This is a genomic window from Acinetobacter sp. YH12041 (genome assembly GCF_013419975.1).
Lineage (GTDB): Bacteria > Pseudomonadota > Gammaproteobacteria > Pseudomonadales > Moraxellaceae > Acinetobacter.
In genome coordinates, this window is record NZ_VOZC01000005.1 from 135,515 (window position 1) to 161,036 (window position 25,522).

The following is a 25,522-nucleotide window of genomic DNA, read 5'->3' on the forward strand; positions in this document are numbered from 1 at the left end:
TCCTCATTGTTTTTATTTATTGAACTTGCTGAATTGTAAAGCCGAGTTGTTCTAAAGTTTCTCGTTTGGCAAATGGCGCAACCACCGCTTTTGAAGCTTGCTGTTCAACCAGATAAGTCTGTGCGACACGTTTCAAATCATCTAAAGTGACATGCAACAAACGTTCCCGAAGCTGTTTACGGAATGCTGGCGTACGTTGATGCAGGTAGGCATAACAGGCAGTAATCGCTTCACCTGCTGGTGACCCCGGTTTGTCCATACTGGCAATTAAACCCAAGATGGCTTCTTCCAGCTGATGCGGTTGTTGAGGTGCGTTAAGCAACCATTGGATACTTGCATCAAAGTCCTGGAAAGTCTCTGCTAAGCGTGGATCGCGATAACTATAGAAGCGGAAAGAACATGCATTTCCGTCATAGCTTGCGCCACCACCATAAGCACCGCCTTTTTCACGGATTGCGCTATGCAGATAACCATTACGCAAGTAGCCTGCCAATACCATCAAGGCAGCAGCATCAGGATGTGAAACTTCTACCGCAGGATAAGCTGCTGCACAGAACTGCACATTAGTCTGAATCAACCAGGCTTCATCATTGCTATGATTAACTTTTTCAACCTGAGTCAATTCTGCAGGTGCAGTATTCACTTCCAGTTTGTCCCACACGTTTTGAATTTCTTCAATCAGACGCTCAGACTGCTGTTCTTCACACACCAACAGGAATTGTTTTGGTGCTTGTAGCAAGACTGTATGAATGCGTTTTAATTCCTCAATCATGGCATCATAAGCTGCTGGATCTTTTTCAGCGTGATTGACCAAGTTAATCAGCCAGTTCAAGGCACCCAGACCGGTATTATGATAATCACGCAAGGCTAGAGCGCTATGCTGACGTGATGCCACTTGCATCGCATAGCTATGACCCGAACCGGAAATACGTGATTGCCAGCGAGTTTTACGCTGTTGTAATAACTCAATAATACGGCCTTTTTCATCAAAGCGTAGCTGCTCAAAACCGATCTTTAACAGACGGATCGCATCCAGATGGCTAGCCAAAGATTTAGTCGTTAAAGTTAACCACGCACTGATCTTGTTTTTGTCATCCACTTTAGAACGCAATGAAGCGCCCATGCCCAGACCACCACTGACTGCTGTTTGCAGTTGCTGGAATTGCAGGTAATCATATTCACCCGCACCAACTTCACCCATTAAAATAGACAACAGGTTGAAATACGGTGATTGCACCACTTCATCTGGAATTTTCACCAACACCTGTTGGTAATAAATCCCATTGGTACCTGCATGATAAAGATTCAACGGCGTATCTACGCGGTTACAGATAATCTCACGCAACTGGCCTTGAACAATCTGCAATTCCGCAGGCACATCTTCCAGACCCACCTTAGGTAACAGATTCAAATCATCTGGAGTATCTTGGCGGATATTTAACGCTTCAGTTTGAGCATTGATCTCTGCTTTTTGCTCTTCAGTTAAAGCTTTACCAATTTCAGCCAGACGTGCTTTTTCTTCTTCCGCTTCTTTGGTAGATTTGCTTGCATCCGGAACCAGAGTCAGTTGAACACGGTGCGGGTTATCTAAAAGATGATCTTTAATCAGATTCGACAGCCACATTGGATCTTGCAACTCTTCTTTTACTGAAGCAATTGCAGAGTCCACATCCCAGACTTCAACTGGATCACGATGGTGAATTGCACTGCTTAAGCCGCTTAAAATCAGGCTTAGACCATACGGTGTACCATCACCATTGATTTCACGCTGATGCAATTCGATCTGATGTAGGATCGCATCTACTGCCTGTTGATCAACAGGTTTAGAGGCAACTTCTTCCAGAACTTTGAAAACTCCGTTTTTGAATTCTTCAGCATGTTCAGGGTTTGAACCTTGAACCGCGCAGTAAAAGGTCATTTCAAAGTTGGAATCATCTACGCCCATGAATGGGCCAGTTGACTGTGCATAACCACAGGTTTCCAAGTAATGACGTAAGGGAGATGCTGAATCTTCCAGCAAAATCCCTTCTACCAGACGCAAGCCTAAACGTAACTTGATATCACTCGCTTCTGGCAATAACCATGACAATACGTGATAAGTCTTGTCCTTCAGATCTTCCCCATCAACTGCATAGGTTTCTGTTACATTGAGTGGCGCAGTTAAACGGGTTTCTGGCGTTGAATAAAGTGTTTCACCTTTTCCAAATTTAGACAGTGCCAGATTTTCAAACTGTTCCTGTAACTCAGCAGCAGATTTATTACCAAAGGTCATAAATACAGCATTACTTGGGTGATAATGCGTTTTATAGAAGTTCACCAGCTCTTCATAAGTCAGGTCTGGAATATCTTTAGGATCGCCGCCTGAGTTGTAGTGATAGGTAGTGTCCGGGAATAAGTGATGCGCCAAAGTATGATAAAGCTGATCTGAAGGTGAACTCATTGCCCCTTTCATTTCATTAAATACCACGCCTTTATACACTGGCTCGCCATTTTCCAGTTCAATACGGATACCTTCCTGAGCAAAATCCAGCGGATTCAGGTTCGCAGCAAAGGCCGCATCCATATAAACTTCTAATAAGTTCTGGAAGTCTTTATCATTTTGAGTTGCGAATGGATAAGCCGTCCAGTCTGCCGCTGTAAAGGCATTCATAAAAGTATTAAGCGAACGGCGAATCATCAAGAAGAACGGATCACGTACCGGGAATTTTTCTGAGCCGCACAGTGCAGTATGTTCCAGAATGTGCGCTTCACCTTTTGAATCCATTGGCTGAGTGCGAAACGCAACCAGAAAAACATTTTCATCATGATTGGTCGCCAGATGATAATGGGTGGCGCCAGTCACTTTATGCTTATATTCAGACACTAAAATGTCTAAAGCTTCAACATGTTGTTGACGTACCAACTGAAACGCAGGATGTACAGTTTGAGAAATGGTTTCAGTGACATCTACAGTCATGCGATCTCCTAATGCTTAAATTAAAAAATTATTATTCGCATTATAGCTGTAGTTGTTTGAATTATTCACGCAGAAAACCGAGGATTTTGATCGAATTAAGTAAACCTGATCATCTGATTTTTAAATGATCAGGTTTGGCAATGATCTCTAGATCATATACTTGAAATAGTTATAACTCGGGTGGTTTTCAACAAAGACATAGTTCTGTTTTTGATAGAAACTGGCGGCCAGTTTGGTATCGGTCTGTAAACAAAGTGCTGAATAAAATGGTCGTGCCAACTGCTCCAGATAAGCTAGAAGCTGCTTACCTACACCATGTTGACGATATTTTGGATGCACATAGAAGCGACGTACCCGGCCAATTCTTTCTTCAATGCCGTTATCGCCCCATTGCTGGTTTAAGCCGCCACAGGCAATCAGTTTATTGCCATCATAGGCACAGGCCAGAAATTCATTATTTTGACTGAAACAGTTTTTTCCAGTGCGGTATTCTTCAATTAACTTATCAATCAGGTCATAACCTTCTTTACGCGCCAGTGTCGCTAAAGTGTCAATCTGATCAGGGAGCTGCTCGGCTGTTACAATCTTAATATCCATATACCCACACTGTTTTAGATGATTGTTCAAATGTCGCACCAGTATAACTGCTTGGTACTCTAATCTTATAAATAAAATCCAACCTTTAAATCAATGGCTGCACTCGCTACCGTTTAAAAATAAATCAATTCTTAGACCAAAGATTCAAGCTGAATAAGTTACAGTATTTTTTAAAGTATTCTGAAAATGTTTCAGTGAACTACAGCAAACCCGAGCAATCGTGTAAACTTAGCACTTTCATTTTTAATGTGATATTTGGATATGTCTACTGTTGACCTTTTTGCGATTGGCAATGCGCTGATTGACCAGGAATTTAAAGTTTCTGATGAGTTTTTAACTGTACATCACTTGCAAAAAGGCACCATGCAACTTGCGGATGGTGAAGCTCAGGCTACTCTGTATCAAAACTTAAAAGCAACTCAAACTTATAAAGGTCAGGCTTCAGGCGGTTCAGCAGCCAATACTACAGTTGCATTTGCAGCTTTGGGCGGCTCTGCATTCTATGCCTGCCGTGTCGGTAATGATGATTTGGGTCATATCTATCTGCATGGCTTAAATGAAGCTGGCATTAAAACTACAACCCAATCGATTAGTGAAGGCGTAACAGGTACCTGTATGGTTCTGGTCAGCCCAGATTCTGAACGTACCATGCATACCTATTTAGGTATTACTGCTGAACTCACAGATGAACAGATTGACTTCCAGCCTTTAACAACTGCTAAATGGCTCTATATCGAAGGTTATCTATCCACTTCCGAAACAGCACGTCAGGCCGTAAAACAGGCGCGTGAAATTGCCAAAGCCAATAGGGTTAAAATCGCATTTACCCTTTCTGATCCTGCGATGGTGCAATATGCCCGTGCCGGTCTGGATGAAATGATTGCAGATGGTGTAGATCTCTTGTTCTGCAACCAGCAAGAAGCATTGATGTATACCGAAACAGATACCATCGAAGCCGCTCTGGCTAAACTTAAAGAATTAAGTCAATACGTTGTCATTACAATGTCAGCTGAGGGTGCGCTTATTTCCAATAATGGTGAAACCTTCACTGTACCGGGTCGTGCTGTAACTGCAGTGGATGCCAATGGTGCTGGCGATGCGTTTGCGGGTGCTTTTTTATATGCACTTAATGCGGGTCTTGGTTTAAAAACAGCAGCAGAACTGGCAATTTTGGTGTCTAGTCAAGTGGTAGCGCAATTTGGTCCACGTCTGGCTGTTTCAGAATACGCAGCATTATTAAAAGATGTTCTTAAGGAATGTGCTTAATGTTTAAAATTTGCATGACTGACGATATTCCAGAGCGTGAAGCGCGCTCTTTTGAACTTCCGAATGGGGATACAATTTTTATCACCCAGCGTGATGGTTCGTTTTATGCTTACCAGAATATTTGTCCACATTTACAGGTAGAACTGGAATTTTTGGAAAACCAATTTCTAGACCGTGATCAGGAGTTTATTGAATGCTCTACTCATGGTGCGCTATTCGTAGTAGAAAGCGGTGAATGTATTTCTGGACCTTGCCAAGGTCAATCACTTGAAAAAGTTGATATTACCGTGCATTCTGATGGCGGAATTTATCTTTCAGAATAATAGCTAAAACGGATTTTGCCATGCCTGAGTTTTTACTTGACTATAACCTGATGCCATTTCATCTCAGTTTATTGTTCATCATTCTGCTTGGCATGGCAAAAACAGTTGCCTTCTATTTTAAGCTTAAACTCAGTCAACTCCTGAAACGCATTTCCCCATATGACTTTCAGAATGTTGAATGGCTAAATGTCAAATTTTCCAAAACCCTGATTGTATTTTTCTTCCTGATGAATTTTAGCTTTGCCGGCTATTTGCTTCAGTTTCTGATCTACTCACAGGAATATCATTTCTTACCTGCCTATTACATCATTCTACCGGCATTGATCATTGCGATTTTCTTTACCGTATTTATGATTCATTGTCTGGATCAGGTCATTCCACCTAAATATAAAAAGAATGATGTAAACCTGTTAGGCCGTTTAGCCACGATTTCGAGCGGTAATGCCCGTCCTGGCTTTTCTGCCCAAGCGCGAGTTCGGGATGAGTATGGTCAGTTGCACTATGTTCAGGTTGAACCTGAATTTGGCGAACTGGAATTTCAGTCTCAGATTATTTTAATCCGTCTTAGAAAATCGCACTATGTGGCCAAGAAGATCTGTAAATCCAACCGACTCTTTAGCCTGAATTTGGAAGAAGCTTAAAGTTCATACAGTTCAATAGAAAAAATCCCGGCTAAAAGTCGGGATTTTTTATTGGATAGATAGATTTATTTTTTAAACAAGCCTGAGACCATATTCAATACATTCTGAATATCATTATTGGCTTCCTGCTTGCTGGTTTGCTCACCTTGTGGTGTCAGTGAATCAATAATCTGCGGCAAGACCTGAGAAATGGCGCTATAGACATCCTGTTTAGGCACATGGGTCTGTTCTGCGACCTGTTCTACTTCCTGGTCATCAAACAGGTTTTGTACCTGCTGCGGATCGACATTGGCATTTTCACCCGGGCCAGTAGAGACCCAGTCATCAACCTGGCTATTTAAACCTTGTCCTTTGAGCTTATCCAATGCTCCTTGCAAACCGCCCTGTTTCTGAATCCAGGCCAAGACCAGTGGCAAGACAGCAATCAATAAAGTCTTTGTCGTTGAACTGCCACCCAGTCCAGAACTTGGTCGAGCGGAAGATTGGCTCCCACCGCCGAGCTGGCTGAGTACAGAACCTAAAATTGCACCTAGGCCATTTTGCTTGTTTTGCTGTTGTGAGTTTTGATGCTGCTGATTTGGGTTCTGGTTTTGCTGATTGGCATTATTGATATGACCCAATACTGATCCAAGAATATCTGCCAATCCCCCTTGCTGGGATGAACGCTGCTGGGATTGGGCTTGGTTATTTCCTAAAGCTTGCTTGGCCAGCATTTCCACAATACTACTAAGATTGGTCATAACTCATTCCTGTATACACCTTCTCTACAGAATAGAGTCTGGGCTCATATTTTCCATGCAGGATTTTGTTAATATTTGCAATACTGATATAAGTCCTTCCTAGCTTTCCAATTTTACCAGCGATATTTATCCCAGTTTTCAGGGTTAGCCCAGAATTTAGAGTTAAACCAGTCTGGCACATGTTTATAAGTCAAAATATTGAATTGCCAGAGTGCAAAATCTGCCTCATGAACTGTCTTGTCAATCAACTGGGTCAGACCTAAAGACCTGAGCAGTTTTTCATCCTGCAAGCGACTCACCACAACCAGACGTTTTGCAAATAAATCACGCATTTTAACCAGAATTTGACTCTTCTGCTGTTCTGGCAATGCTAAGGTTTCAGGAGTGTCCAACATCACTACTGCCAGGTCATAACGCTGTTGAAAAGGCAGATTTAGAACCTCAGATACGTTAAAATAGTGCCATTGAATAGATTGCTGAAACTGAGATTGGGTTAAATCCTGCCCGATACAAATAGCAGTATGAATTGGCTGTTCCTTGGCGAAATCGTCTAGCATTGAAGTGATGACATTCTGTTCAGCCATGACTGCATCCTTATGATTTAAGTGAGTAATTTTTTATGGAACTTCAGGGCATTTGCCATAAAATGCACGTCGGTCTTACAGACCTTAGTGTAACTGATCAAAATACCCAGCGGGCAAATGTTGAATATAAATTAATATTAGATGGATCAGAAATTAACCTTCCATTCCAGTTAGGTCAGGAAATCGAGATTGAATGGACTGGAAATATCTATTGTGTTTCTTGCGGCAAAAAAACTTCTAAATCATTCTCACAAGGCCATTGTTTTAGATGTTTTAAAACTAAAGCTTCATGTGATATGTGTATCATGAAACCGGAAACCTGCCATTATCATTTAGGCACTTGCCGGGAAGATGAGTTTGCACAGAATGTCTGCTTCCAGCCCCATATTGTTTATCTGGCCAATTCTAGTGCATTGAAAGTTGGAATTACCCGTATCAATCAAATGCCGACTCGTTGGCTAGATCAGGGTGCAACTCAAGCCCTTCCTATCATGAAAGTAGGTTCTCGCCGTCTTTCCGGTAAACTGGAAGTGATGTTTGGTACTCAGGTCGCAGATAAAACCGACTGGCGTAAATTGCTCAAAGGTGAGGCGGAACCTTTAAATCTGATTGAAGTTCGCGATCAGCTGATTGAAGAATTTGCACCGAAAATCCAAACTATTCGTGAAGAGTTTAATCAGAATTTGCAGTTTAATGAGAATATTGAGGTTTTGGATAAGGAATTACCGCGCGAGTTCATCTATCCGGTAGAGCAATATCCAGAGAAAATCAAATCTCACAATCTGGACAAAACTCCAGTGATCCGAGGCAAACTACAAGGGATTAAAGGCCAATATCTGATTCTGGATACTGGCGTGATTAATATCCGTAAATATACAGGTTATGAGCTGATTTTCCGGGCGGAATAAAATGACCTGATTTCAGAAGAGAGTTATATGCTCTCTTCTTATTTTGAATATTATTTCTTACTTAAAAAAATAAAAAACCAGCCCGTAGGCTGGTTTTTTAAAAGCGAATCTTATTTGATTTTTGCGTGAGATTTTAAGTAACGCGTATAATCATCAAATTCTTGTTGACCACGAAGCTGTTGATACAATTTCACCAGCTCACTACGTTGCTCTGCACTTAAAACATCGATCGGATTTTTCTTCACTTCAGAAACTGCCACAACCACCAATTCATTTGGCATATTTGCTGTCGTTACTGACCAGTGACCTGCTTTAGGCGCTGGCACGCTAAATGCTGCACGTTGTACATCACGCTTAAGCAGACCTTCTGCGCGTGTATAGATGCCTGCATCTTCAAATACCAGTTTACCTTTCGCAACGGATGCTGCAGGCTTGGTTTTAAACTCATTCAATGCAGTTTGAACTTCAGCTTTGACCGCAGCAAATGCTTTATCTTGAATCAGTTTCGCTTTTACTGCTGGTTTAGCTTCTGCCAGTGTCTGCTCACCCGCTGCATGATAATTGCGAACTTTTACCCAAGCCACATCACCATTGGCTAACTGAATGCTTGAAGATGCATTACGGTCGCCATTTTTCACGTCATCATTAAACAGTTTAACTTTGACAGCCGCATCACTTAGCAATGGATCACGTGTCGCAAGTGTCACACTATTTGCTTTCTGAACCTGAACACCCTTCACTTCCTGAGCAACAACATCTAGCGAGTCCGCACTTACGACCATGTCATTCAGACTGTTTACCGTATCAGAGAATGCATTAGATTTTTTCGCTGCCAATACTTCTTCAGATAAACGTGCTTTTTGAGATTCAAACGATGGAACTGCTACATCAGGCAATTGGACTGAAATAATATGGTAGCCATAATCTGTTTTAACAGGCGCTGAAACTTGACCAGATTTTAAGGATGCAACAGTCTGATCAAAGGTAGTACCGAACACGCCTTTTTCATAGACAGCAATAGCACCGCCTTTAGACTTAGATTCAGGATCCTCAGAATATTGAGCTGCTACTTGTGCAAAAGTACTACCAGCTTTGATTTTAGCTGCAATTTCGCTTGCCAATTTTTTGGCTTCAGCATCGCTACGACTATCTGCAGTCACCAGAATATGTTTAACCTCTGGTTTCACATTCTGCTTCTGGTCAGCCACAAATTTATTATAAGCTTCCTGCAATTCTGCATCAGTGACCGCTACATTGGCAGTATCAATATTGCTCGGCTTGATCACCACATAATCCACATCAACGCTAGTCGGTTGCTTGAACTGGGATTTGTGCTTTTCATAATATGCAGCAATATCAGCTTCTGATACTTTTACTGCTTTTTTATAGCTGTCCAGATTCACGCTAGCGATATGAATATGACGCTGTTCAGTTTGCAGATCTGCAATTTGCTGCATTTCAACCGGACTGACCAATGGATAATCCATAAAAGTAGCAGACAGCATTTTCAGTGCATGGTCTTTACGTAAACTTTCTACTAAAGCATTGTTAGTCATGCCGATTGATTTCAGGTAATTTTCATATAAAGCATTAGAAAATTTGCCATTCTCCTGGAAAGAAGGCTGCTGTGAAATCATTTGTGCGATCTGCTGGTCACTCAGGCTAATTCCCAGTTTTTCAGCCTGTTGCAAAAGCAAGGTACGCGCAACCAGGGTATCCATCGCTTTTTGATCGATGAAGCTTTGATTTAATAAGGTTTCATCACCATTGGCATAACTTAAGTATTGTTGTTTGAATGATTTTGTCAGTGACTCTAATTCTTGTTTAGAGATATCAGTTCCATTGACTGATTTTGCTGCATCAGAATTCCCGCCGCTAAAATATCCTTCAATACCTACAAGCGCTAAAGGGGTTAAAAACAGAACGAGCAAGACCTTGCCCAACCAACCCTTAATAACTTTACGAAAAGATTCCATAAGTATTCCAATATTTTATTTGCAGAGGATTTTAACCGAAAAAACCCATTGAATGAATGTGTTAATCAAAACAATTAAATCTATCAATAAAAAACGCGCCAAAGAAGGCGCGTTTTAGGGTTGAAGCAGCTTAAGCAACAGCGTCTTTTAAGCCTTTACCTGCTTTGAAGCTAGGTACTTTGCTTGCTTTAATTTCAAGAGTAGCACCAGTTTGTGGATTACGGCCAGTACGTGCAGCACGTTCTTTAACGCCGAAAGTACCGAAACCAACTAGAGTTACTGTATCACCCGCTTTTAAAGCTTCAGTAACAGAAGCAATTGTAGCATCTAAAGCTTTACCTGCGTCAGCCTTAGATAATCCCCCTTTCTCTGCAATTGCATCAATTAATTCTGATTTATTCATGAAAACTACGTCCTCTTAATATCGTTTATTTAAGGTCCAAGAATTTGTTTAAACTACCATAACGCCTTTATAGCAATGCTTTAGGTATAAACGCAATACTTATAAACCTCTTTTTTTTCAAAATATATGCGAAAAAAACATTGAATTATGAAGAAAATCATTTTGTGTGTATTTTTTCCGATAATTCTTTCTGTATTTTTTCTTGCTGCAAGGTCAATTCATCAACCTTGGCATGCAACTGAAGAATTAAACGCTCCAGATGTTGTACATCCTTCAGTGTGACTAATCCTATACGATTCAAGGAATGATGAACAGAGTTGTCGATCAGTTTTTCAACCTTATCTTTGGTATCTGTCACAGATTCGCGTGCTTTTTCGGAGACTTTTTCTACAGTTTGATCTGCAATATCGACTGTTTTGGATTCCAGCTCTTCTCCGACCTTGACCAGCGAGTCAAACAGTTTATTGCCTTCTTCCTCTGCCCGGGAAAATGCCCCAAGGCCAGCCAACCAGATCTGCTTGGTATATTTACGAAAGTCCAGCATTGAACGTCGCTCTGAAGCAGACCTTGACTTACTCTTCACTGGTTTTTCAATCAATTCCTGATCTGTATCTTGTGTCGTTTTTGTTTTATCCATGTACACGACTCCTGCTTATTTTCTATGCAAATATCATAAAATTATCTACAAAATCACCGCATAATAGCAAATTTAGGGCTTGATAGATTTGCTAAACTGTTCTACAAAGCACTTTATTTCAAGTCTAATTTGATTTAACCCTGAAATCTTTTACTCAGCAGGATGCTTTTTCATTTTAATTTTCAGGTAAGGATTGGTTGTATATATGAGTGAATCGCAACAAAGTCAAAATCAACCACATTTGTTGCTTACGATGACTTTGATCGTTTTAGAAACAATTTTCACGTTCATTCTCAAACATGACCGTGTTGTTGCTCTTCAGGCGAAGAAGTTTGTAGATGAGAATATTACAATAAAAATCAATAGTTATATTCCATATTTTGATTTCTATGTTCAGTTTACCAAAGACGGGCTGTTATTTGACTATAAAGCACCAGGCAGAATTATTGATCTGGATGTTCGCACCACTTTAATGGATCTGATTAAAATTTTTATCTTTGGCAATCGCAGAAGCATTCGTGCAATGCGAATTGACGGTAATCAGGTTTTAAAAGAGGAGTTCCGTGATTTACTGACTTTATTTGCCTTACCTAAAGTCTTGTCTGACTGGAAGCACTGGTTATCTGAACCACCGGCAGATGAGACCGATATTGTTTCATCAAGAAAACGTATTGCGCCTTTATTAAAGAAAATTGAAGATCAACGTTCTAAAATTAATAGCCTGCAAGTTGAAGTTAAACAGTATCGTAACCGCATTAAACGTATGGAGCGCCGTCAAAAGCGGATCAATATGGTCTTTAGTATAATCACAGTACTTTTGATTGCGTTATTAGTGTATAATTGGATCAGCGCGTAATTCTTTCAATTTCAGAAAATTAAATACGCTCGCCATTCACAAAAATAACTTGACTAATTTAGTCGGGATTCATAAAATCTACACATCTAGTCTAACCATGTGTATCGAATCATGCGCCTAACCACTCGCGGTCGCTACGCAGTGACTGCTCTACTTGATTTAGCTTTGCAGCCATCTGAACAAACGATCACGCTTGCTGAAATTGCAGCACGTCAAACTATTTCTGTTGCCTATCTCGAGCAGTTATTTGCGAAACTAAAACGTCATGGTCTAGTTTCGAGTGTTCGCGGTGCCAATGGTGGATATCATTTAGCACGCAGCGCAGATGAAATTACTGTGTTAGCAATTATTGAAGCTGTAAACGAAACAGTCGATGCGACTCGCTGTGACCATAAAGGCAACTGCCAAAATGGCGCGATGTGCTTGACTCATGATTTATGGCAAGAACTCTCCCACCACATTGCCGATTATCTCGCAAAAATCACCCTTGCTGACCTTGTAGCCCGTGACAACGTTCAAACCGTGTCATTACGCCAAAATTCAGCAAACATTGATTCAGCCCTTTTATCGGTTACAGGTATTTGACATGAAACGTCCGATTTATCTTGACTATGCAGCAACAACTCCGGTAGATCCTCAAGTTGCAGAACGTATGATGGAATGCTTAACTTTCGAAGGCACCTTCGGTAATGCAGCATCTCGTTCACATGCTTATGGCTGGCAAGCGGAAGAAAAAGTTGAATACGCCCGTGAACAAGTGGCGAATTTAGTAAAAGCTGATCCGCGTGAAATCGTATGGACTTCAGGTGCAACTGAATCTGATAACCTTGCATTAAAAGGTGTGGCTCAATTCTATGCATCTAAAGGCAAACACATCATTACTTCTAAAATTGAACATAAAGCAATTTTGGATACATGTCGTGAGCTTGAGTCTGAAGGTTTTGAGATTACTTATCTTGAGCCGCAACCAAAAACTGGCTTAATTACTCCAGAAATGGTTGAAGCAGCGATTCGTCCAGACACCATTCTTGTTTCCCTGATGATGGTAAACAACGAAATCGGTACGACCACTGATGTTGCTGCGATTGGTGAAATCACCCGTGCGAAAAAGATTTTCTTCCATGTTGATGCTGCACAGGCTGCGGGTAAAGTTGAAATCGATCTTTCTCAGTTGAAAGTCGATTTGATGAGCTTCTCTGCACATAAAATCTATGGTCCTAAAGGTATTGGTGCCCTGTTCGTACGTCGTTCACCACGTGTACGTCTAAAAGCACAAATGCATGGTGGCGGTCATGAACGTGGTATGCGTTCAGGTACTCTTGCAACTCACCAGATCGTTGGTATGGGTGAAGCATTTGAACTTGCAGGCAAAAATTTACAGTCTGAACAAGCTCGTTTACGTGTACTTCGTGACAAGCTTTGGAATGGCTTACAAGGTCTTGAACAGGTATTCCTGAACGGTCACCCAACTCAAAACGTTGCAAACTACTTAAACGTAAGTTTCAACTTTGTTGAAGGTGAATCATTGATGATGGCACTGAAAGATGCAGCGGTATCATCAGGTTCGGCATGTACATCTGCAACACTTGAACCATCTTATGTACTTCGTGCATTAGGTCTTTCTGATGAGCTTGCACACAGTTCGATCCGCTTCAGCTTTGGTAAGTACACCACTGAAGAAGATATCGATCACGTTTTAAATATCACTAAAGCTGCTGTTGAGAAATTACGTGAACTTTCTCCGCTTTGGGATATGTACAAAGAAGGTATCGACCTTTCTACAGTTGAATGGGCTGAGCATTAATTTTTGACTCTGAGATAGCTGTATTTACACTGCTATCTCATTGATAAAAAATTTTTGATCCCCATATTTATATTATATTAAGGCTGACCCCGAGTTTTGGAGAAGCAACATGGCTTATAGCGAAAAAGTAATTGATCATTACGAAAACCCACGTAACGTTGGTGTTTTAGACAAAAATGCAGAAAACGTTGGTACTGGTATGGTCGGTGCACCTGCTTGTGGTGACGTAATGCGTTTACAGATCCAGGTAAATGATGAAGGTGTGATTGAAGAAGCACGTTTTAAAACTTATGGTTGCGGTTCTGCAATTGCATCAAGTTCATTAGTGACTGAATGGTTAAAAGGTAAAACCTTAGACCAAGCACAAGCGATCAAAAACATTGATATCGCTAATGAATTGGCTCTTCCCCCAGTAAAAGTGCACTGCTCTGTACTGGCTGAAGATGCAATTAAAGCGGCTGTTGAAGACTACCGTAACAAGAAGTCTAAAGCTTAATCATTCGTTTTTTAAAGAAAGATTCACGGAGTTTTCATGATCCACTTAACTGAAAATGCAGCAACTCATATCAGCAATTACCTCAAAAGTCGCGGTAAGGGTGAAGGCATTCGTGTTGGTGTGAAAACTTCAGGCTGTTCTGGTCTTGCTTATGTTCTTGAGTTTGTCGACGAAGTCGATACTCATGACCAAGTCTTTGAACAGTTTGGTGTTAAAGTTTTCGTAGACCCAAAAAGTCTGGTTTATCTCGAAGGTCTAGAAATGGACTACGTGAAAAACGGCTTGAACGAAGGCTTCGAATTTAATAACCCAAATAAAAAAGGCGAATGTGGTTGTGGTGAGTCATTCACTGTCTGATTGCAACAATAATTCTCTTTTTTCAGCATTAAAACAGTGTGAAATACACTGTTTTAATTGCATTTAGGCAGTTATTTTAATTGTCATCAAGCTTAATCATTTTTGCATATTAATCGCGGACTCTATCTCCCATGAATCATTTTGAGTTGTTCAATCTTCCTGTAGCACTCGATATTGATTTAGCCACTTTAAAAGCAGAGTTTTTAAAGTTGCAGCAACAATATCACCCCGATAAAGCTGAAGATAAAGATCAGGCTTTGATTAAATCAAGCGAGATCAACCAGGCATTCAAGGCTTTGTCAGCGGTTGATAGCCGTGCAGCTTATTTACTGTCTTTAAAAAAACAGGACTATCATCTGGATCAGTCTATTAGCGATTTTGAATTTCTTCAGGATGCGCTGGAAATTCGCGAACAATTAGATGAAGCCTCATCGGCTGAAGATCTTTCCTCTCTGAAAGTTGAAGTTCAGCAATGGATTGATGGTCTGGTTCGTGAGTTCAAAATCGACTATGAAGATGAAGACTGGAGTGAAGCTCGCGATACCGTGCGTAAACTGCGTTTCTTTGTTAAAGTCATGGCAGACATCGACAAAGCGGAAGACCGTTTCCTGGATGATGACAGCTTTGATCTTGATGATGAATTTTAATTTTTCTATTTAATTTTAACGTGCAAAGGATGTAACACTATGGCTCTCTTGCAGATTGCAGAACCAGGTCAATCAAGTGCACCACATGAACACCGCATTGCGATTGGTATCGATTTAGGCACCACCCACTCTTTGGTTGCCACGGTTCTTTCAGGTCAAGCCAAAGTACTCAAAGATGAACAAGGTCGTGTGTTACTTCCTTCTATCGTTCATTATGCAGCACAAAGCACTGAATATGGCAATGATGCCAAACCTTTTATTACCACCGATCCTAAAAATACGATTGTATCCGTAAAACGTTTTATGGGTCGCTCCCAAGCAGATATTAAATTCCAGCATCCTTATGCCTTGGTGGGCGAAGCGAATGAAATGCCGGCATTTGAAACTGCGCAAGGACGTAAAACGCCAGTTGAGATTTCTGCGGAAATTTTAAAGCAGCTTAAAGAACGTGCTGAAGCCAGCTTAAAAAATGAGATTAATGGTGCCGTGATTACGGTTCCTGCATACTTTGATGAAGCACAACGCCAGGCAACACGTGATGCCGCGCAACTGGCCGGTTTAAACGTTCTGCGTTTATTGAATGAACCAACAGCTGCTGCGGTGGCTTATGGATTGGATCAGGAAACCAACTTGAGCACAGATCGCAACTATGTGATTTATGACTTGGGCGGCGGTACCTTTGACGTATCCATTCTGCGTTTCTCTCAAGGTGTGTTCGAAGTATTAGCGACTGGTGGCCATACCGCTCTGGGTGGTGACGATCTGGATCGTCTGATTTTAAAATGGGCTAAAAAACAGCTTAATATCGAAACCCTAGATGATGCTGAATATGCGCATTTCATTACTGCTGCGCGTAAAGCTAAAGAAGCATTATCTGATGCAGACTCAGTTGAATTAAAGCTGCTTGATCAAAGCCTGACTTTAGATCGCCCGACTTTTGAAGAAATCATCAAGGTTGCTTTGGATAAAACCATCAGCGTTTGTAAGCGTGTCATGCGTGATGCCAAGCTGGAACTTGATGATATTCAGAATGTGGTGCTTGTAGGTGGTTCTACCCGCTCGTACGCCGTGCAAAAAGCAGTACGTGATGTGTTTAACCAAGAGCCTCTATGCACCATTAACCCGGATGAAGTGGTTGCGATTGGTGCTTCAATTACAGCGAATCAGCTCATTGGTAACAGCAAAGATGGATCATTATTATTAGATGTGACTCCACTTTCTCTTGGTCTGGAAACCATGGGCGGTCTGGTTGAACGTCTGATTTCACGCAATACTGCGATCCCAGTCGCACGTCGCCAGGAATTTACGACGTATCAGGATGGCCAAACCGCTATGCTGATTCATGTGGTACAAGGTGAACGTGATCTGGTAGAACATTGCCGTAGCTTAGGCCGTTTTGTCCTGCATGGTATTCCTCCAATGACTGCAGGTCAGGCACGTATTGAAGTAACTTTCCAAGTGGATGCAGATGGCTTGTTGACCGTTTCTGCTAAAGAAATGACTTCAGGTGTGACTGCACAAATCGATATCAAACCATCTTATGGCTTGTCGAGTGAAGATACTGAACGTCTGCTGTTAGAAGGTTATCAGTTTGCTGAAGAAGATAAGAATCTTCGTCATTTGCAGGAAACCAAGGTGGAAGCACAACGTGAACTTGAAGCACTGGTTCAGGCATTGAAAGTAGATGCTCAATTGATGAATGAACAGCAATTGGCAGAACTGACTGCTGCGCAAGCACGACTTGAGTCCGAGCTACAGGGTACAGATATCAAAGCCATTGAATCTGCAGTAGAACAGCTTAAAATACATAGTGATGCATTTGCTGCTCTGCGCATGAATCAACATATTGATGCTGCCCTTAAAGGCACTAAACTCGACGATTGGTCAAACTCAAACTAATTTAAGGTAAAGACTATGCCACGTATTAAAGTTCTTCCACATGCGCAAATTTGCCCTGAAGGCGCTGAGTTTGAAGTTGAACAAGATGCCAATCTATGTGAAAGCATGCTGAAAAACGGAATCAAGATTGAACATGCGTGTGATATGTCATGTGCATGTACCACTTGCCACGTAATTGTTCGTCGCGGTTTCGACAGCCTTGAAGAAATGAATGATGTCGAAGCTGATCTGCTCGATCGTGCTTGGGGTTTAGAGCCTGATTCCCGTCTGTCTTGCCAAGTGAAGATTGTGGATGAAGATCTGGAAGTTGAAATTCCAAAATATACCATTAATCATGCTTCAGAAAATCACTAAGATTCTGAAATCAAAAAACCACGCTTAGGCGTGGTTTTTTTATGGTCTTTATCATTTATTTAAATCATAAAAATTAGATGACTTTTGATTGTTCAGCTGCTCGAAATGCTTCTTCAGCAGATAAAGGTTCAATCACTTCATCTTCAAGTTTTAATTTCACAATTCCTTGAGAGTTGGTCAGTTGCTGCTGGGTTTGAATGCGTTTAATCATTTTTTCTAGCACATGCAACAACTCTGGATAATCATAGTTTTGTACTTCATCCAGATTTAGCAGTAAATGAAAGCCTTTATACTCATAATCAAACCAGCGCTGATATTCAACTTTCTGGAAGGCATATTTTTCCATCACTTGCCAAGTGCGAACCGGTGCCTTAATCCCTTTCAGGAAAATTGGCTTTTTAGGTGCACATAGATAGTCATTTTTGATCAGGTTATGGGTATCTTCAGAAATCAGGATTTCATCAACTTCCGCAGCACTTTGTAAGCGTGCAGCCAAATTAGCATCACGACCAACAATGGTATAGGCCATACGGTGATTGGCACCATAGTTCCCCACGTGACAATAACCGGTCGAAATCCCCATACGGATATGTAATGGCGGATAACCCATTTTAATCCAGCGTTCGCGTAGTAATTTCATTTGCTGACGCATTGAAATCGCCATTTCCAGACAATTTTTAGCATCCTGCTCTACACCATCAGAGTGCGGATCGCCAAAGAAGATCAGGATGGCATCCCCCATGAACTTATCGACCGTTGCTTCATATTTCTTGGCGATTTCAGTCATATGGCTTAAATAGTCATTCAACAGGAAAGCCAAATCATCCGGAATCAGAGTTTCAGAAAGCTCTGTAAATCCCTGAATATCCGAAAAGAAAATCGTGAGTTTTTTACGTTTGTATTCGATCTTAGCTTCAGACTCGCCTTTCATGATGGATTGCCATAACTGCACTGGCGCATAACGGCTGAGCTGGTTAGCAAATTCCATATAACGGTTCATCTGGTCAAAATAATGATTTTTCTTTTGGGTCATATATTGCATACGACCGCTTTGATAGAAATTTCCGACACCAAAATAAGTAATCAAACAGATGAAACCTAGTACGGTGAGTTCGGTACTGGTGGGACTGAAATAGCTGGTAAACCCAAAAATGCCAATGGTAGACAGATAAAAGATCATGGTGCCAATCAGGCCAGCCAGTGACACCATCATGAATGAAATCTTGTTATTAATGGCGGTATACAGCAATGTAACTACTGCCAGTAGAGACAACACCAGATCCAGATGCACAGCTGCAAGTACAACCGATACGATAATCACATCTAGAACAAAGAAGAAATTACGTTTTAAATTATAGTCATATTTATAAATCATCCACCGGGATAATTTCGGTGTGATCACCAAAACCAGTGCCAGAAATAACGGAACAAAAATCTGGTAATTGGTGTCCGGTTCCGTGTAGTGATAGACGATCAGAACCAGAGACAGCATGATATATCCCATCATCCGATGGAAATATTCAAACTGTTTTGGTTCCTGATGAATCCAGTCGTCTAATTGCACTCAATTACTCTCTTAAAGTCCAAAATCCTGAATGGACCATAAAATGTATGTCAACGCTTAGTCCATACGCCAGTCAAATGGCATATCCCCTTGACCGCGTAAAGCCAGCATCAAGGTTTGACGCATATGTGCCAATACTTCACTGCTATAAGGAACTGCTGGAGTGCCCCATACCGGCTTAGGCCATGCCACATCATTTTGATAACGAACCACATGATGAAAATGCAGTTGCGGCACCATATTGCCCAAAGCTGCGACATTCATTTTGTCGGCACGGAATACACGCGCTAACTGGCTAGATAACCAGCTTGATTCACGTAAAAACTGCTCTTGGTCAGCTTGGCTCAATTCATATAATTCGGTAATGCCTGGTACACGCGGAACCAGAATCAACCACGGAAATTGCATATCATTCATCAAACGACATGTTGATAAAGGAAAGTCGCCTACAAAAAACGTATCTTGAGCAAGTTGTGGATGCAAACTAAACATATCTTTATAAATGATGCAAAATTAGAATGATGGCTAATACTACCATATACAATTGCGGCTGAGTATTGTAAGCGGGTGCTTTAGGGCAATTTTGTATGAATTGTGAAGGACAAAACGGCAAACTATTAGCTTAAATAATTTCATATGAAAACAAGCTGATATTCACACTATATTTATAAAAATGAAATATAGCGTGAATATTCATATTCTATAAAATCTAAAACTATTAATTTAGCTCTTTTAATAGGCTATCCAGTAAATCACTGATGAACTGGATTCGTTTCTGATAGTCTTCCAGCATTACCATCACTTTTAATCGCTGGCCGCCTTCCATCCTGAAATAGGTCGGATGTTTCTGCATCATCTGGATAATACTCATGGCCTGAACTGGCGTATCTGGTGCAAATTCGATATGGCCGCCCTGCCCACCAATGTCAATTTTGGTGATGCCCAATAGCTCGGCTTTAAGACGTAGCTGATGCACAGCAAATAACTGTTTCACCGGTTGCGGCGGAATGCCAAAACGGTCAATCAGTTCCATACGGATATTATCGAGTTTTTCCTGAGTATCGGTATTACTGATGCGTTTATAGAACAGCAAGCGCTGATGTACATCACCCAGATAATCGTCCGGAATCAAGGCTGGCATATGCAGGTTGATTTCTGCAGTTAAAGACAGTGGCGCATCATAATTCGGCGTTTTACCTTTTTGAATGGCTTTAGTCGCTTTTTCTAGCATTTCCATATACAGGCTATAACCGATCGCCTGCATCGAACCACTTTGCTGCTCGCCTAAAAGTTCACCTGCACCGCGAATTTCCAGATCTTCGGTGGCCAGCATAAAGCCTGCACCCAAAGTCGAGGCACGTTGAATCGCTTCCAGACGTTTTTCTGCATCGCCTTTTAAGCCTTTGATCGATGGAACCAAGAGATAAGCATAAGCCTGGTGATGAGAACGACCAACACGCCCCCGCAACTGGTGTAACTGTGCAAGACCAAGCTTATCTGCCCGCTCAATAATAATGGTATTGGCATTCGGCACATCAATCCCGGTCTCAATAATGGTCGAGCACACCAGGACATTGTATTCCTTGTGGTAGAACTGTTGCATTACCTGCTCCAGCTCACGTTCACGCATCTGACCATGTGCCACAATGACACGCGCTTCAGGCACCAGATTCCGGATATTTTCTGCAGCACGGTCAATGGTATCGACTTCATTATGCAGGAAATAGACCTGACCACCACGCAGTAATTCACGCAGAATCGCCTCTCGAATGGTGTCGCTGGTATGTTCCTGCACAAAAGTTTTTACAGCCAGACGGCGTGCTGGTGGAGTCGCGATAATCGACAGATCACGCATTCCACTAAAGGCCATATTCAGGGTACGTGGAATTGGCGTTGCTGTTAGGGTCAGCATATCCACATCGGCACGCAGGGCCTTAATACGTTCTTTATCACGCACCCCGAAACGATGTTCTTCATCAACAATCATCAGCCCCAGATTATGGAACTGGACATTTTCCTGTAAAAGCTTATGGGTGCCGATAACAATATCGACTTTGCCATCCGCTAAATCCTCAATCGTTTTGGTATGCGCTTTAGATGAACCGAAACGGGAAAGCACCTCAATCCGAACTGGCCAGTCCGCAAAACGGTCTTTAAAAGATTCATAATGCTGTTGTGCCAGCAAAGTAGTGGGTACTAATACCGCAACCTGGCGATTATTTTGTACCGCGACAAAGGCTGCACGCATGGCGACTTCAGTCTTACCAAAGCCAACATCACCACAGACCAGTCGGTCCATTGGTTTGGCCAGTTGCATATCATATAGCGTGGCTTCAATCGCATTGGCCTGATCTGGTGTTTCTTCATAGGCAAAGCCGCTAGCAAACTGCATATACAGACTTTGATCAACCTCAAAACTGATGCCCGGCTTAGAAGAACGACGTGCCTGAATATGTAATAACTCGGCTGCGACATCATGAATCTGTTCCAAAGCCTTACGTTTGGCTTTATTCCAGGCATCCGTACCCAGTTTATGTAAAGGTGCCAGATCTGGATCGCCACCACTATAGCGGCTGATCAGATGCAGGTTAGTCACCGGCACATAGACTTTGGCACCTTCTGCATAATCCAGTTGCAGAAATTCATGATCTTGATCATCGATACTTAAAGTAATTAAGCCTGCATAACGTCCTACACCATAATCAATGTGTACCACTGGTGCACCAATGCTTAGCTCGGTCAGACTGCGGATCAGGAATTCTTCTGATACTTCCTGCTGACGCTTGCGACGACGTTGGACCACACGATGTTCGTAAAGCTGATTTTCCGAGATCACACTGATCCGATTTGTCAGAACAAGACCACGTTCCAATGGTGCACTGGTAATCGCAATCGCATGCAGAGAATCGACAAAAGCATCAAAGTTTTCTACGGTCAGAATATCGCCCAGACTTGGACGCAGCGCATCTTTTAAGGTTTCACGCCGACCGGCACTTTCAGCGACCAGTAAAACCGGATGATTGGCCGCATCAATATATTTTTTGACTTCGGTAAAGGGCTTTTCACGTTTTGGATCAACAGGCAAGCGTGGTGGTAACTGGGTATCCAGATTAATCACGCCGGCTTTCTCATCAAAAGCTTCTTGTGCCGCAATGATGCGACTAAACTGATTTAGCTGTTCTAAAAGCTGATTGGTCGGACAGAACAGTGCTTCAGGCGGCAGAATCGGCTGATCAATATTATGGCGGCGATCTTCATAACGGCGAGTTACGTCCTGCCAGAACTGTTCTAAACTCTGCTCCAGCGCCTTATCTGTAATGACAATGCCATTCTTGGGTAAATACGAAATTAAGGTACTTTGCCCTTGCATCGCTTCATGACTAAAGAATAAAGGCAGATAAAACTCAATTCCCGGTGAAGCAATGCCATCCATTACATCCTGATAAATTGGATTTTTCTTTGGATTAGCTGTGGGGAAAAATTCTGCATAACGGTCACGGAAAGTAGCACGACCCTCCTTCAGTGGAAATTCTTGTGCAGGTAATACGGTAAATTGTTCTAGAGTTTGCGTAGTACGTTGCGTTTCCGGATCAAAAAATTTCAGGGTTTCAATTTCATCATCGAACAGGTCAATCCGGATTGGTGCATCCTGACCTGAAGCATATATATCGATAATGCTACCGCGAACTGCAAATTCACCATGGTCATAAACGGTGTCGACCAGATGATAACCAGCCTGAATCAGTTTTTTCTTTTGCTGTTCCAGATCCAGCTTTTGCCCGACTCGAATATCGAAGTGTTCACCCAGCACCCATGAAGTAGGTGCAACACGCTGTGCCAATGTAGAAGCTGCCAGCAACAATACGCCGCTTTGGGGCATGTTAGATAAAATTGCCAGACGTTCAGAGACGATATCCTGATGCGGTGACAGACGGTCATAAGGCAAAATTTCCCAGTCTGGAAATATGGTCGGTTTAATCCCATAAAATTCCAGTTCACTTTCCAGTTGACCCAAATGCTGGTTATTACGCGCAACAATAACAAATAGACGCGATCGTTGCTGCTTGATAATTTCTTTCAGCAATAATGCAGTAGACGAGCCTTGCAGATTGCCTAACCAGCGTTTCTCGCCTGCCTTGAGCTTTGTTAAATTAAGTTGGGAAATTTCTTGTTGGAACATGTATATAGCTTTAAAGTCTAAACAACATGAAGCTTATACTATCACGATGATCTGGTGCTATTTCGTTATTTTTATGCAGTCGTTACAGATTGACTGCATAGGATAAAATCAGCCTATGATTCAGTTATTTTTTATCACGTAAAAAGTTACGATAATAGTCATTCAACTTTTTCACAATTGCTTTGAATTGCAGCAGGTTTTCTTCAGTATTTCCTAATCTTGCATTAAAACGCTGATTGGCAATTTCCAGATCAATTTTTTCATTAATGATCATTGCAGTTGAATATAGCGCTTTTAAATCATCAAAAGTTTTCATGCGTCGGTTAGACAAATATTCCAGCCGCTCGCCCAGCTCCTCATTTAAATTAATCCCATCCACAATATAGCCGATCCCTTCTACATATTGGATATGATTCTCTTCCAGAAAAATCTGAGCCGGATCAGGTTTATTTGATTTAAATAAGTTGCTGATTTTATCAAACATGCTATGCACTCAATTCATTGTGTCATCGATATAGTCTAGATGAAAATGCCCCAAACCCACAGACGGGATTTGAGGCAAATGGTTAAAATCAGCACGAATCTATATTCGGGTCATCCTTAAACTTTCAGGATACCTGTTCCCATTGATTCATCATTGGGACTTCTGAAACCAGATTTTCAAAGGCAAAAATTTCATCCAGCTGAATTTCACTTAACAAACCCAGTTCCAGCACCACTTCGGGTACAGTTTTATTTTCACGAATACATTGCTTGCCAATTTCATCACAAGTGGCATGACCTAAAAGTGGTTCCAGTAAGGTGATAATCCCGATACTGCGCATCACTGCATTTAAACAGTTCTGTTCATTGGCCTGAATCCCGGCAATACATTTTTGTTGTAGGGTCTGCATACCTTGAGTTAATAATTGGATGGATTCATTTAAGGATACTGCAATGACCGGCTCCATAACATTAAGCTGTAATTGCCCTGCTTCTGCTGCCATTGTCACAGTCAGGTCATTACCAATCACACGAAACGCAATCTGATTGACTACTTCTGGAATAACCGGATTGACCTTAGCTGGCATGATAGAAGAACCCGCCTGTAATTCTGGCAAACGGATTTCCGCTAGACCGGTACGCGGGCCAGAACTTAAAAGACGCAAGTCATTACAGATTTTGGACAACTTAACAGCCAGACGTTTCAGACTACTGGACAGAATAATAAACACGCCACAATCGCTGGTCGCTTCGACATAATCTTCCGCGCCTTTTAAAGGTAGGCCAGTAATTTTCGTTAAAGTTTGTACTGCATGTTTGGCATAACCATCTGGAGTATTCACGCCGGTTCCAATGGCGGTTGCACCCAAATTTACTTCCAGCAATAACTGACGCATTTGCTCAATCAGCTTCAGGTCTTCTTTTAATAAGGTTGCGAAAGCACGGAATTCCTGTTCCAGGGTCATTGGAACCGCATCCTGTAACTGGGTACGCCCCATCTTGATCACATACTGAAACTCTGATGCCTTGCTATATAAAGTATCAATCAACGATTTTTGTACATGAAGCAGTTCATCCAGACGTGTATAAGTCGCTAGACGTAGTGCCGTGGGATAGACATCATTGGTTGATTGTGAAGTATTCACATGATCATTTGGATGCAGGATATGGTAATCGCCTTTACGATGCCCGAGCAATTCTAGCGCCCGATTTGCAATAACCTCATTCGCATTCATATTGATAGAAGTACCAGCTCCACCCTGATAAGGATCAAGCGGAAATGCCTCCTGCCAGTCCTGAGGTTGATGAATCAATTCATCACAGGCTTGTTGAATAGCACTACTTTGTTGTTCTGATATTTTCTGAAAATGTAAATTCGTTTGTGCTGCTGCTTTTTTAACTTGCGCCAATGCGCGAATAAAGTGTGCTTGCTGACCTACTGCCAGACCTGAGATCTGAAAATTCTCAATCGCACGCAAGGTATGAATACCATAATAGCTGTGCTGGGGAATTTGTTTTTTCCCCAATAAATCCTGTTCAATTCGACTTGATTCTATTTGCAACATATTGTCCATGTCATATTACTCTTAGCAATGATGCACCATTCAGAATGGCATTCATTCACTATGAAGAGAGGCCCTAAAAACAAATAGAAGTGATTTAAGCTGGATTTGAAACAAAATATGTCTAATTCGAGATTGTTGTTATTTTTGTAAAATTGTGTAATTAAAATACAAAAGTTCAATGAATTTAACTGTTTATTAAAATTATTTATTTTTATTCAAAACCATGTGTAACTTTGTATTTTATAACCCTCTACTAATTCTTCATTTATATGAGAAAATTCTTAAT

Annotated in this window: 24 protein-coding genes; 12 read left to right on the forward strand and 12 right to left on the reverse strand. The window is 41.5% G+C overall.

Annotated elements, in window-relative coordinates; translation table 11 throughout:
• Window positions 1-16: 16 nt before the first annotated feature.
• Together FTU00_RS05890 and FTU00_RS05895 are read right to left on the reverse strand one after the other, a co-directional pair.
• Window positions 17-2,956, reverse strand: coding sequence for an insulinase family protein (locus FTU00_RS05890; protein ID WP_180179326.1), 2,940 nt, complete (start codon window positions 2,954-2,956; stop codon window positions 17-19).
• A 147-nt stretch (window positions 2,957-3,103) separates the two neighbouring features.
• Window positions 3,104-3,553, reverse strand: a complete 450-nt coding sequence (locus FTU00_RS05895) for a GNAT family N-acetyltransferase (protein ID WP_034170350.1) — start codon at window positions 3,551-3,553, stop codon at window positions 3,104-3,106.
• Between the two features lie 261 nt (window positions 3,554-3,814).
• Between FTU00_RS05895 and FTU00_RS05900 the strand changes: the two genes are divergently transcribed.
• Genes FTU00_RS05900 through FTU00_RS05910 form a run of 3 tightly spaced genes read left to right on the forward strand, consistent with a single transcriptional unit; the run spans window position 3,815 to window position 5,783 of the window.
• Complete coding sequence (locus FTU00_RS05900; RefSeq protein WP_180179327.1) at window positions 3,815-4,819, forward strand: adenosine kinase; 1,005 nt, start codon at window positions 3,815-3,817, stop codon at window positions 4,817-4,819.
• A gap of 14 nt (window positions 4,820-4,833) precedes the next feature.
• A complete protein-coding gene (locus FTU00_RS05905) occupies window positions 4,834-5,142 on the forward strand; it encodes a Rieske (2Fe-2S) protein (protein WP_373684488.1) in 309 nt (102 codons plus the stop codon).
• Between the two features lie 20 nt (window positions 5,143-5,162).
• On the forward strand, window positions 5,163-5,783 hold the full coding sequence (locus tag FTU00_RS05910; RefSeq protein WP_180003221.1) for an OB-fold-containig protein: 621 nt from the start codon (window positions 5,163-5,165) through the stop codon (window positions 5,781-5,783).
• A gap of 65 nt (window positions 5,784-5,848) precedes the next feature.
• Here FTU00_RS05910 and FTU00_RS05915 read toward each other — a convergent pair whose 3' ends face one another.
• The gene (locus FTU00_RS05915) at window positions 5,849-6,523 is read right to left on the reverse strand and encodes a YidB family protein (RefSeq protein WP_180003218.1); all 675 of its coding nucleotides are present in this window, start codon (window positions 6,521-6,523) and stop codon (window positions 5,849-5,851) included.
• Between the two features lie 113 nt (window positions 6,524-6,636).
• Window positions 6,637-7,107: a DUF6231 family protein gene (locus tag FTU00_RS05920; protein WP_180104322.1), complete on the reverse strand. Its 471-nt coding sequence runs from the start codon at window positions 7,105-7,107 to the stop codon at window positions 6,637-6,639.
• Window positions 7,108-7,142: 35 nt separating this feature from the next.
• On the opposite strand from FTU00_RS05920, the gene FTU00_RS05925 reads away from it, so the two are divergent.
• The gene (locus FTU00_RS05925; RefSeq protein ID WP_180179328.1) at window positions 7,143-8,015 is read left to right on the forward strand and encodes a DUF2797 domain-containing protein; all 873 of its coding nucleotides are present in this window, start codon (window positions 7,143-7,145) and stop codon (window positions 8,013-8,015) included.
• Window positions 8,016-8,125: 110 nt separating this feature from the next.
• On the opposite strand, the gene FTU00_RS05930 is transcribed toward FTU00_RS05925, so the two are convergent.
• The 3 genes from FTU00_RS05930 to FTU00_RS05940 all read right to left on the reverse strand — a co-directional run bounded on the left by FTU00_RS05930 (window position 8,126) and on the right by FTU00_RS05940 (window position 11,031).
• Window positions 8,126-9,991, reverse strand: coding sequence for a SurA N-terminal domain-containing protein (locus FTU00_RS05930; protein WP_180179329.1), 1,866 nt, complete (start codon window positions 9,989-9,991; stop codon window positions 8,126-8,128).
• Between the two features lie 130 nt (window positions 9,992-10,121).
• Window positions 10,122-10,394, reverse strand: coding sequence for an HU family DNA-binding protein (locus tag FTU00_RS05935; RefSeq protein WP_004786051.1), 273 nt, complete (start codon window positions 10,392-10,394; stop codon window positions 10,122-10,124).
• A gap of 157 nt (window positions 10,395-10,551) precedes the next feature.
• Window positions 10,552-11,031, reverse strand: a complete 480-nt coding sequence (locus FTU00_RS05940; RefSeq protein ID WP_180179330.1) for a phasin family protein — start codon at window positions 11,029-11,031, stop codon at window positions 10,552-10,554.
• A gap of 205 nt (window positions 11,032-11,236) precedes the next feature.
• Between FTU00_RS05940 and FTU00_RS05945 the strand changes: the two genes are divergently transcribed.
• The 8 genes from FTU00_RS05945 (at window position 11,237) to fdx (ending at window position 17,444) form a co-directional block, all read left to right on the forward strand.
• The gene (locus tag FTU00_RS05945; RefSeq protein WP_180179331.1) at window positions 11,237-11,887 is read left to right on the forward strand and encodes a hypothetical protein; all 651 of its coding nucleotides are present in this window, start codon (window positions 11,237-11,239) and stop codon (window positions 11,885-11,887) included.
• A 111-nt stretch (window positions 11,888-11,998) separates the two neighbouring features.
• Entirely contained in the window at window positions 11,999-12,472 is a 474-nt protein-coding gene (locus FTU00_RS05950) for an Rrf2 family transcriptional regulator (RefSeq protein ID WP_004786058.1), read from the forward strand.
• Window position 12,473: 1 nt separating this feature from the next.
• On the forward strand, window positions 12,474-13,691 hold the full coding sequence (locus tag FTU00_RS05955) for an IscS subfamily cysteine desulfurase (protein WP_166136649.1): 1,218 nt from the start codon (window positions 12,474-12,476) through the stop codon (window positions 13,689-13,691).
• A 109-nt stretch (window positions 13,692-13,800) separates the two neighbouring features.
• Window positions 13,801-14,187, forward strand: a complete 387-nt coding sequence (gene iscU, locus FTU00_RS05960; protein ID WP_004786061.1) for a Fe-S cluster assembly scaffold IscU — start codon at window positions 13,801-13,803, stop codon at window positions 14,185-14,187.
• 36 nt (window positions 14,188-14,223) lie between these two features.
• Entirely contained in the window at window positions 14,224-14,544 is a 321-nt protein-coding gene (gene iscA, locus FTU00_RS05965) for an iron-sulfur cluster assembly protein IscA (RefSeq protein WP_004786063.1), read from the forward strand.
• Between the two features lie 131 nt (window positions 14,545-14,675).
• A complete protein-coding gene (gene hscB, locus FTU00_RS05970) occupies window positions 14,676-15,191 on the forward strand; it encodes a Fe-S protein assembly co-chaperone HscB (protein WP_104426170.1) in 516 nt (171 codons plus the stop codon).
• 39 nt (window positions 15,192-15,230) lie between these two features.
• The gene (gene hscA, locus FTU00_RS05975) at window positions 15,231-17,090 is read left to right on the forward strand and encodes a Fe-S protein assembly chaperone HscA (protein ID WP_180179332.1); all 1,860 of its coding nucleotides are present in this window, start codon (window positions 15,231-15,233) and stop codon (window positions 17,088-17,090) included.
• A 15-nt stretch (window positions 17,091-17,105) separates the two neighbouring features.
• Window positions 17,106-17,444, forward strand: coding sequence for an ISC system 2Fe-2S type ferredoxin (gene fdx / locus FTU00_RS05980; protein ID WP_034702567.1), 339 nt, complete (start codon window positions 17,106-17,108; stop codon window positions 17,442-17,444).
• A gap of 73 nt (window positions 17,445-17,517) precedes the next feature.
• Here fdx and FTU00_RS05985 read toward each other — a convergent pair whose 3' ends face one another.
• The 5 genes from FTU00_RS05985 to aspA form a co-directional block, all read right to left on the reverse strand.
• Window positions 17,518-19,008, reverse strand: coding sequence for an adenylate/guanylate cyclase domain-containing protein (locus FTU00_RS05985; protein WP_180179333.1), 1,491 nt, complete (start codon window positions 19,006-19,008; stop codon window positions 17,518-17,520).
• A gap of 57 nt (window positions 19,009-19,065) precedes the next feature.
• Complete coding sequence (locus FTU00_RS05990; protein ID WP_004786072.1) at window positions 19,066-19,500, reverse strand: HIT domain-containing protein; 435 nt, start codon at window positions 19,498-19,500, stop codon at window positions 19,066-19,068.
• Window positions 19,501-19,726: 226 nt separating this feature from the next.
• The gene (mfd, locus tag FTU00_RS05995) at window positions 19,727-23,188 is read right to left on the reverse strand and encodes a transcription-repair coupling factor (RefSeq protein ID WP_180179334.1); all 3,462 of its coding nucleotides are present in this window, start codon (window positions 23,186-23,188) and stop codon (window positions 19,727-19,729) included.
• 124 nt (window positions 23,189-23,312) lie between these two features.
• On the reverse strand, window positions 23,313-23,672 hold the full coding sequence (locus FTU00_RS06000) for a hypothetical protein (RefSeq protein ID WP_034702570.1): 360 nt from the start codon (window positions 23,670-23,672) through the stop codon (window positions 23,313-23,315).
• A gap of 124 nt (window positions 23,673-23,796) precedes the next feature.
• A complete protein-coding gene (aspA, locus tag FTU00_RS06005) occupies window positions 23,797-25,245 on the reverse strand; it encodes an aspartate ammonia-lyase (RefSeq protein WP_180053847.1) in 1,449 nt (482 codons plus the stop codon).
• Window positions 25,246-25,522 lie beyond the last annotated feature (277 nt).

Coding starts and splice junctions, on each gene's coding strand:
- mfd (WP_180179334.1), bottom strand. CDS start 23,188: ATGTTCCAACAAGAAATTTCCCAACTTAATTTAACAAAGCTCAAGGCA.
- aspA (WP_180053847.1), bottom strand. CDS start 25,245: ATGGACAATATGTTGCAAATAGAATCAAGTCGAATTGAACAGGATTTA.
- FTU00_RS06000 (WP_034702570.1), bottom strand. CDS start 23,672: ATGTTTGATAAAATCAGCAACTTATTTAAATCAAATAAACCTGATCCG.
- FTU00_RS05930 (WP_180179329.1), bottom strand. CDS start 9,991: ATGGAATCTTTTCGTAAAGTTATTAAGGGTTGGTTGGGCAAGGTCTTG.
- FTU00_RS05935 (WP_004786051.1), bottom strand. CDS start 10,394: ATGAATAAATCAGAATTAATTGATGCAATTGCAGAGAAAGGGGGATTA.
- FTU00_RS05990 (WP_004786072.1), bottom strand. CDS start 19,500: ATGTTTAGTTTGCATCCACAACTTGCTCAAGATACGTTTTTTGTAGGC.
- FTU00_RS05900 (WP_180179327.1), top strand. CDS start 3,815: ATGTCTACTGTTGACCTTTTTGCGATTGGCAATGCGCTGATTGACCAG.
- FTU00_RS05940 (WP_180179330.1), bottom strand. CDS start 11,031: ATGGATAAAACAAAAACGACACAAGATACAGATCAGGAATTGATTGAA.
- FTU00_RS05910 (WP_180003221.1), top strand. CDS start 5,163: ATGCCTGAGTTTTTACTTGACTATAACCTGATGCCATTTCATCTCAGT.
- FTU00_RS05915 (WP_180003218.1), bottom strand. CDS start 6,523: ATGACCAATCTTAGTAGTATTGTGGAAATGCTGGCCAAGCAAGCTTTA.
- FTU00_RS05895 (WP_034170350.1), bottom strand. CDS start 3,553: ATGGATATTAAGATTGTAACAGCCGAGCAGCTCCCTGATCAGATTGAC.
- iscU (WP_004786061.1), top strand. CDS start 13,801: ATGGCTTATAGCGAAAAAGTAATTGATCATTACGAAAACCCACGTAAC.
- FTU00_RS05955 (WP_166136649.1), top strand. CDS start 12,474: ATGAAACGTCCGATTTATCTTGACTATGCAGCAACAACTCCGGTAGAT.
- iscA (WP_004786063.1), top strand. CDS start 14,224: ATGATCCACTTAACTGAAAATGCAGCAACTCATATCAGCAATTACCTC.
- FTU00_RS05920 (WP_180104322.1), bottom strand. CDS start 7,107: ATGGCTGAACAGAATGTCATCACTTCAATGCTAGACGATTTCGCCAAG.
- FTU00_RS05950 (WP_004786058.1), top strand. CDS start 11,999: ATGCGCCTAACCACTCGCGGTCGCTACGCAGTGACTGCTCTACTTGAT.
- FTU00_RS05945 (WP_180179331.1), top strand. CDS start 11,237: ATGAGTGAATCGCAACAAAGTCAAAATCAACCACATTTGTTGCTTACG.
- fdx (WP_034702567.1), top strand. CDS start 17,106: ATGCCACGTATTAAAGTTCTTCCACATGCGCAAATTTGCCCTGAAGGC.
- hscA (WP_180179332.1), top strand. CDS start 15,231: ATGGCTCTCTTGCAGATTGCAGAACCAGGTCAATCAAGTGCACCACAT.
- FTU00_RS05905 (WP_373684488.1), top strand. CDS start 4,834: ATGACTGACGATATTCCAGAGCGTGAAGCGCGCTCTTTTGAACTTCCG.
- hscB (WP_104426170.1), top strand. CDS start 14,676: ATGAATCATTTTGAGTTGTTCAATCTTCCTGTAGCACTCGATATTGAT.
- FTU00_RS05925 (WP_180179328.1), top strand. CDS start 7,143: ATGGAACTTCAGGGCATTTGCCATAAAATGCACGTCGGTCTTACAGAC.
- FTU00_RS05890 (WP_180179326.1), bottom strand. CDS start 2,956: ATGACTGTAGATGTCACTGAAACCATTTCTCAAACTGTACATCCTGCG.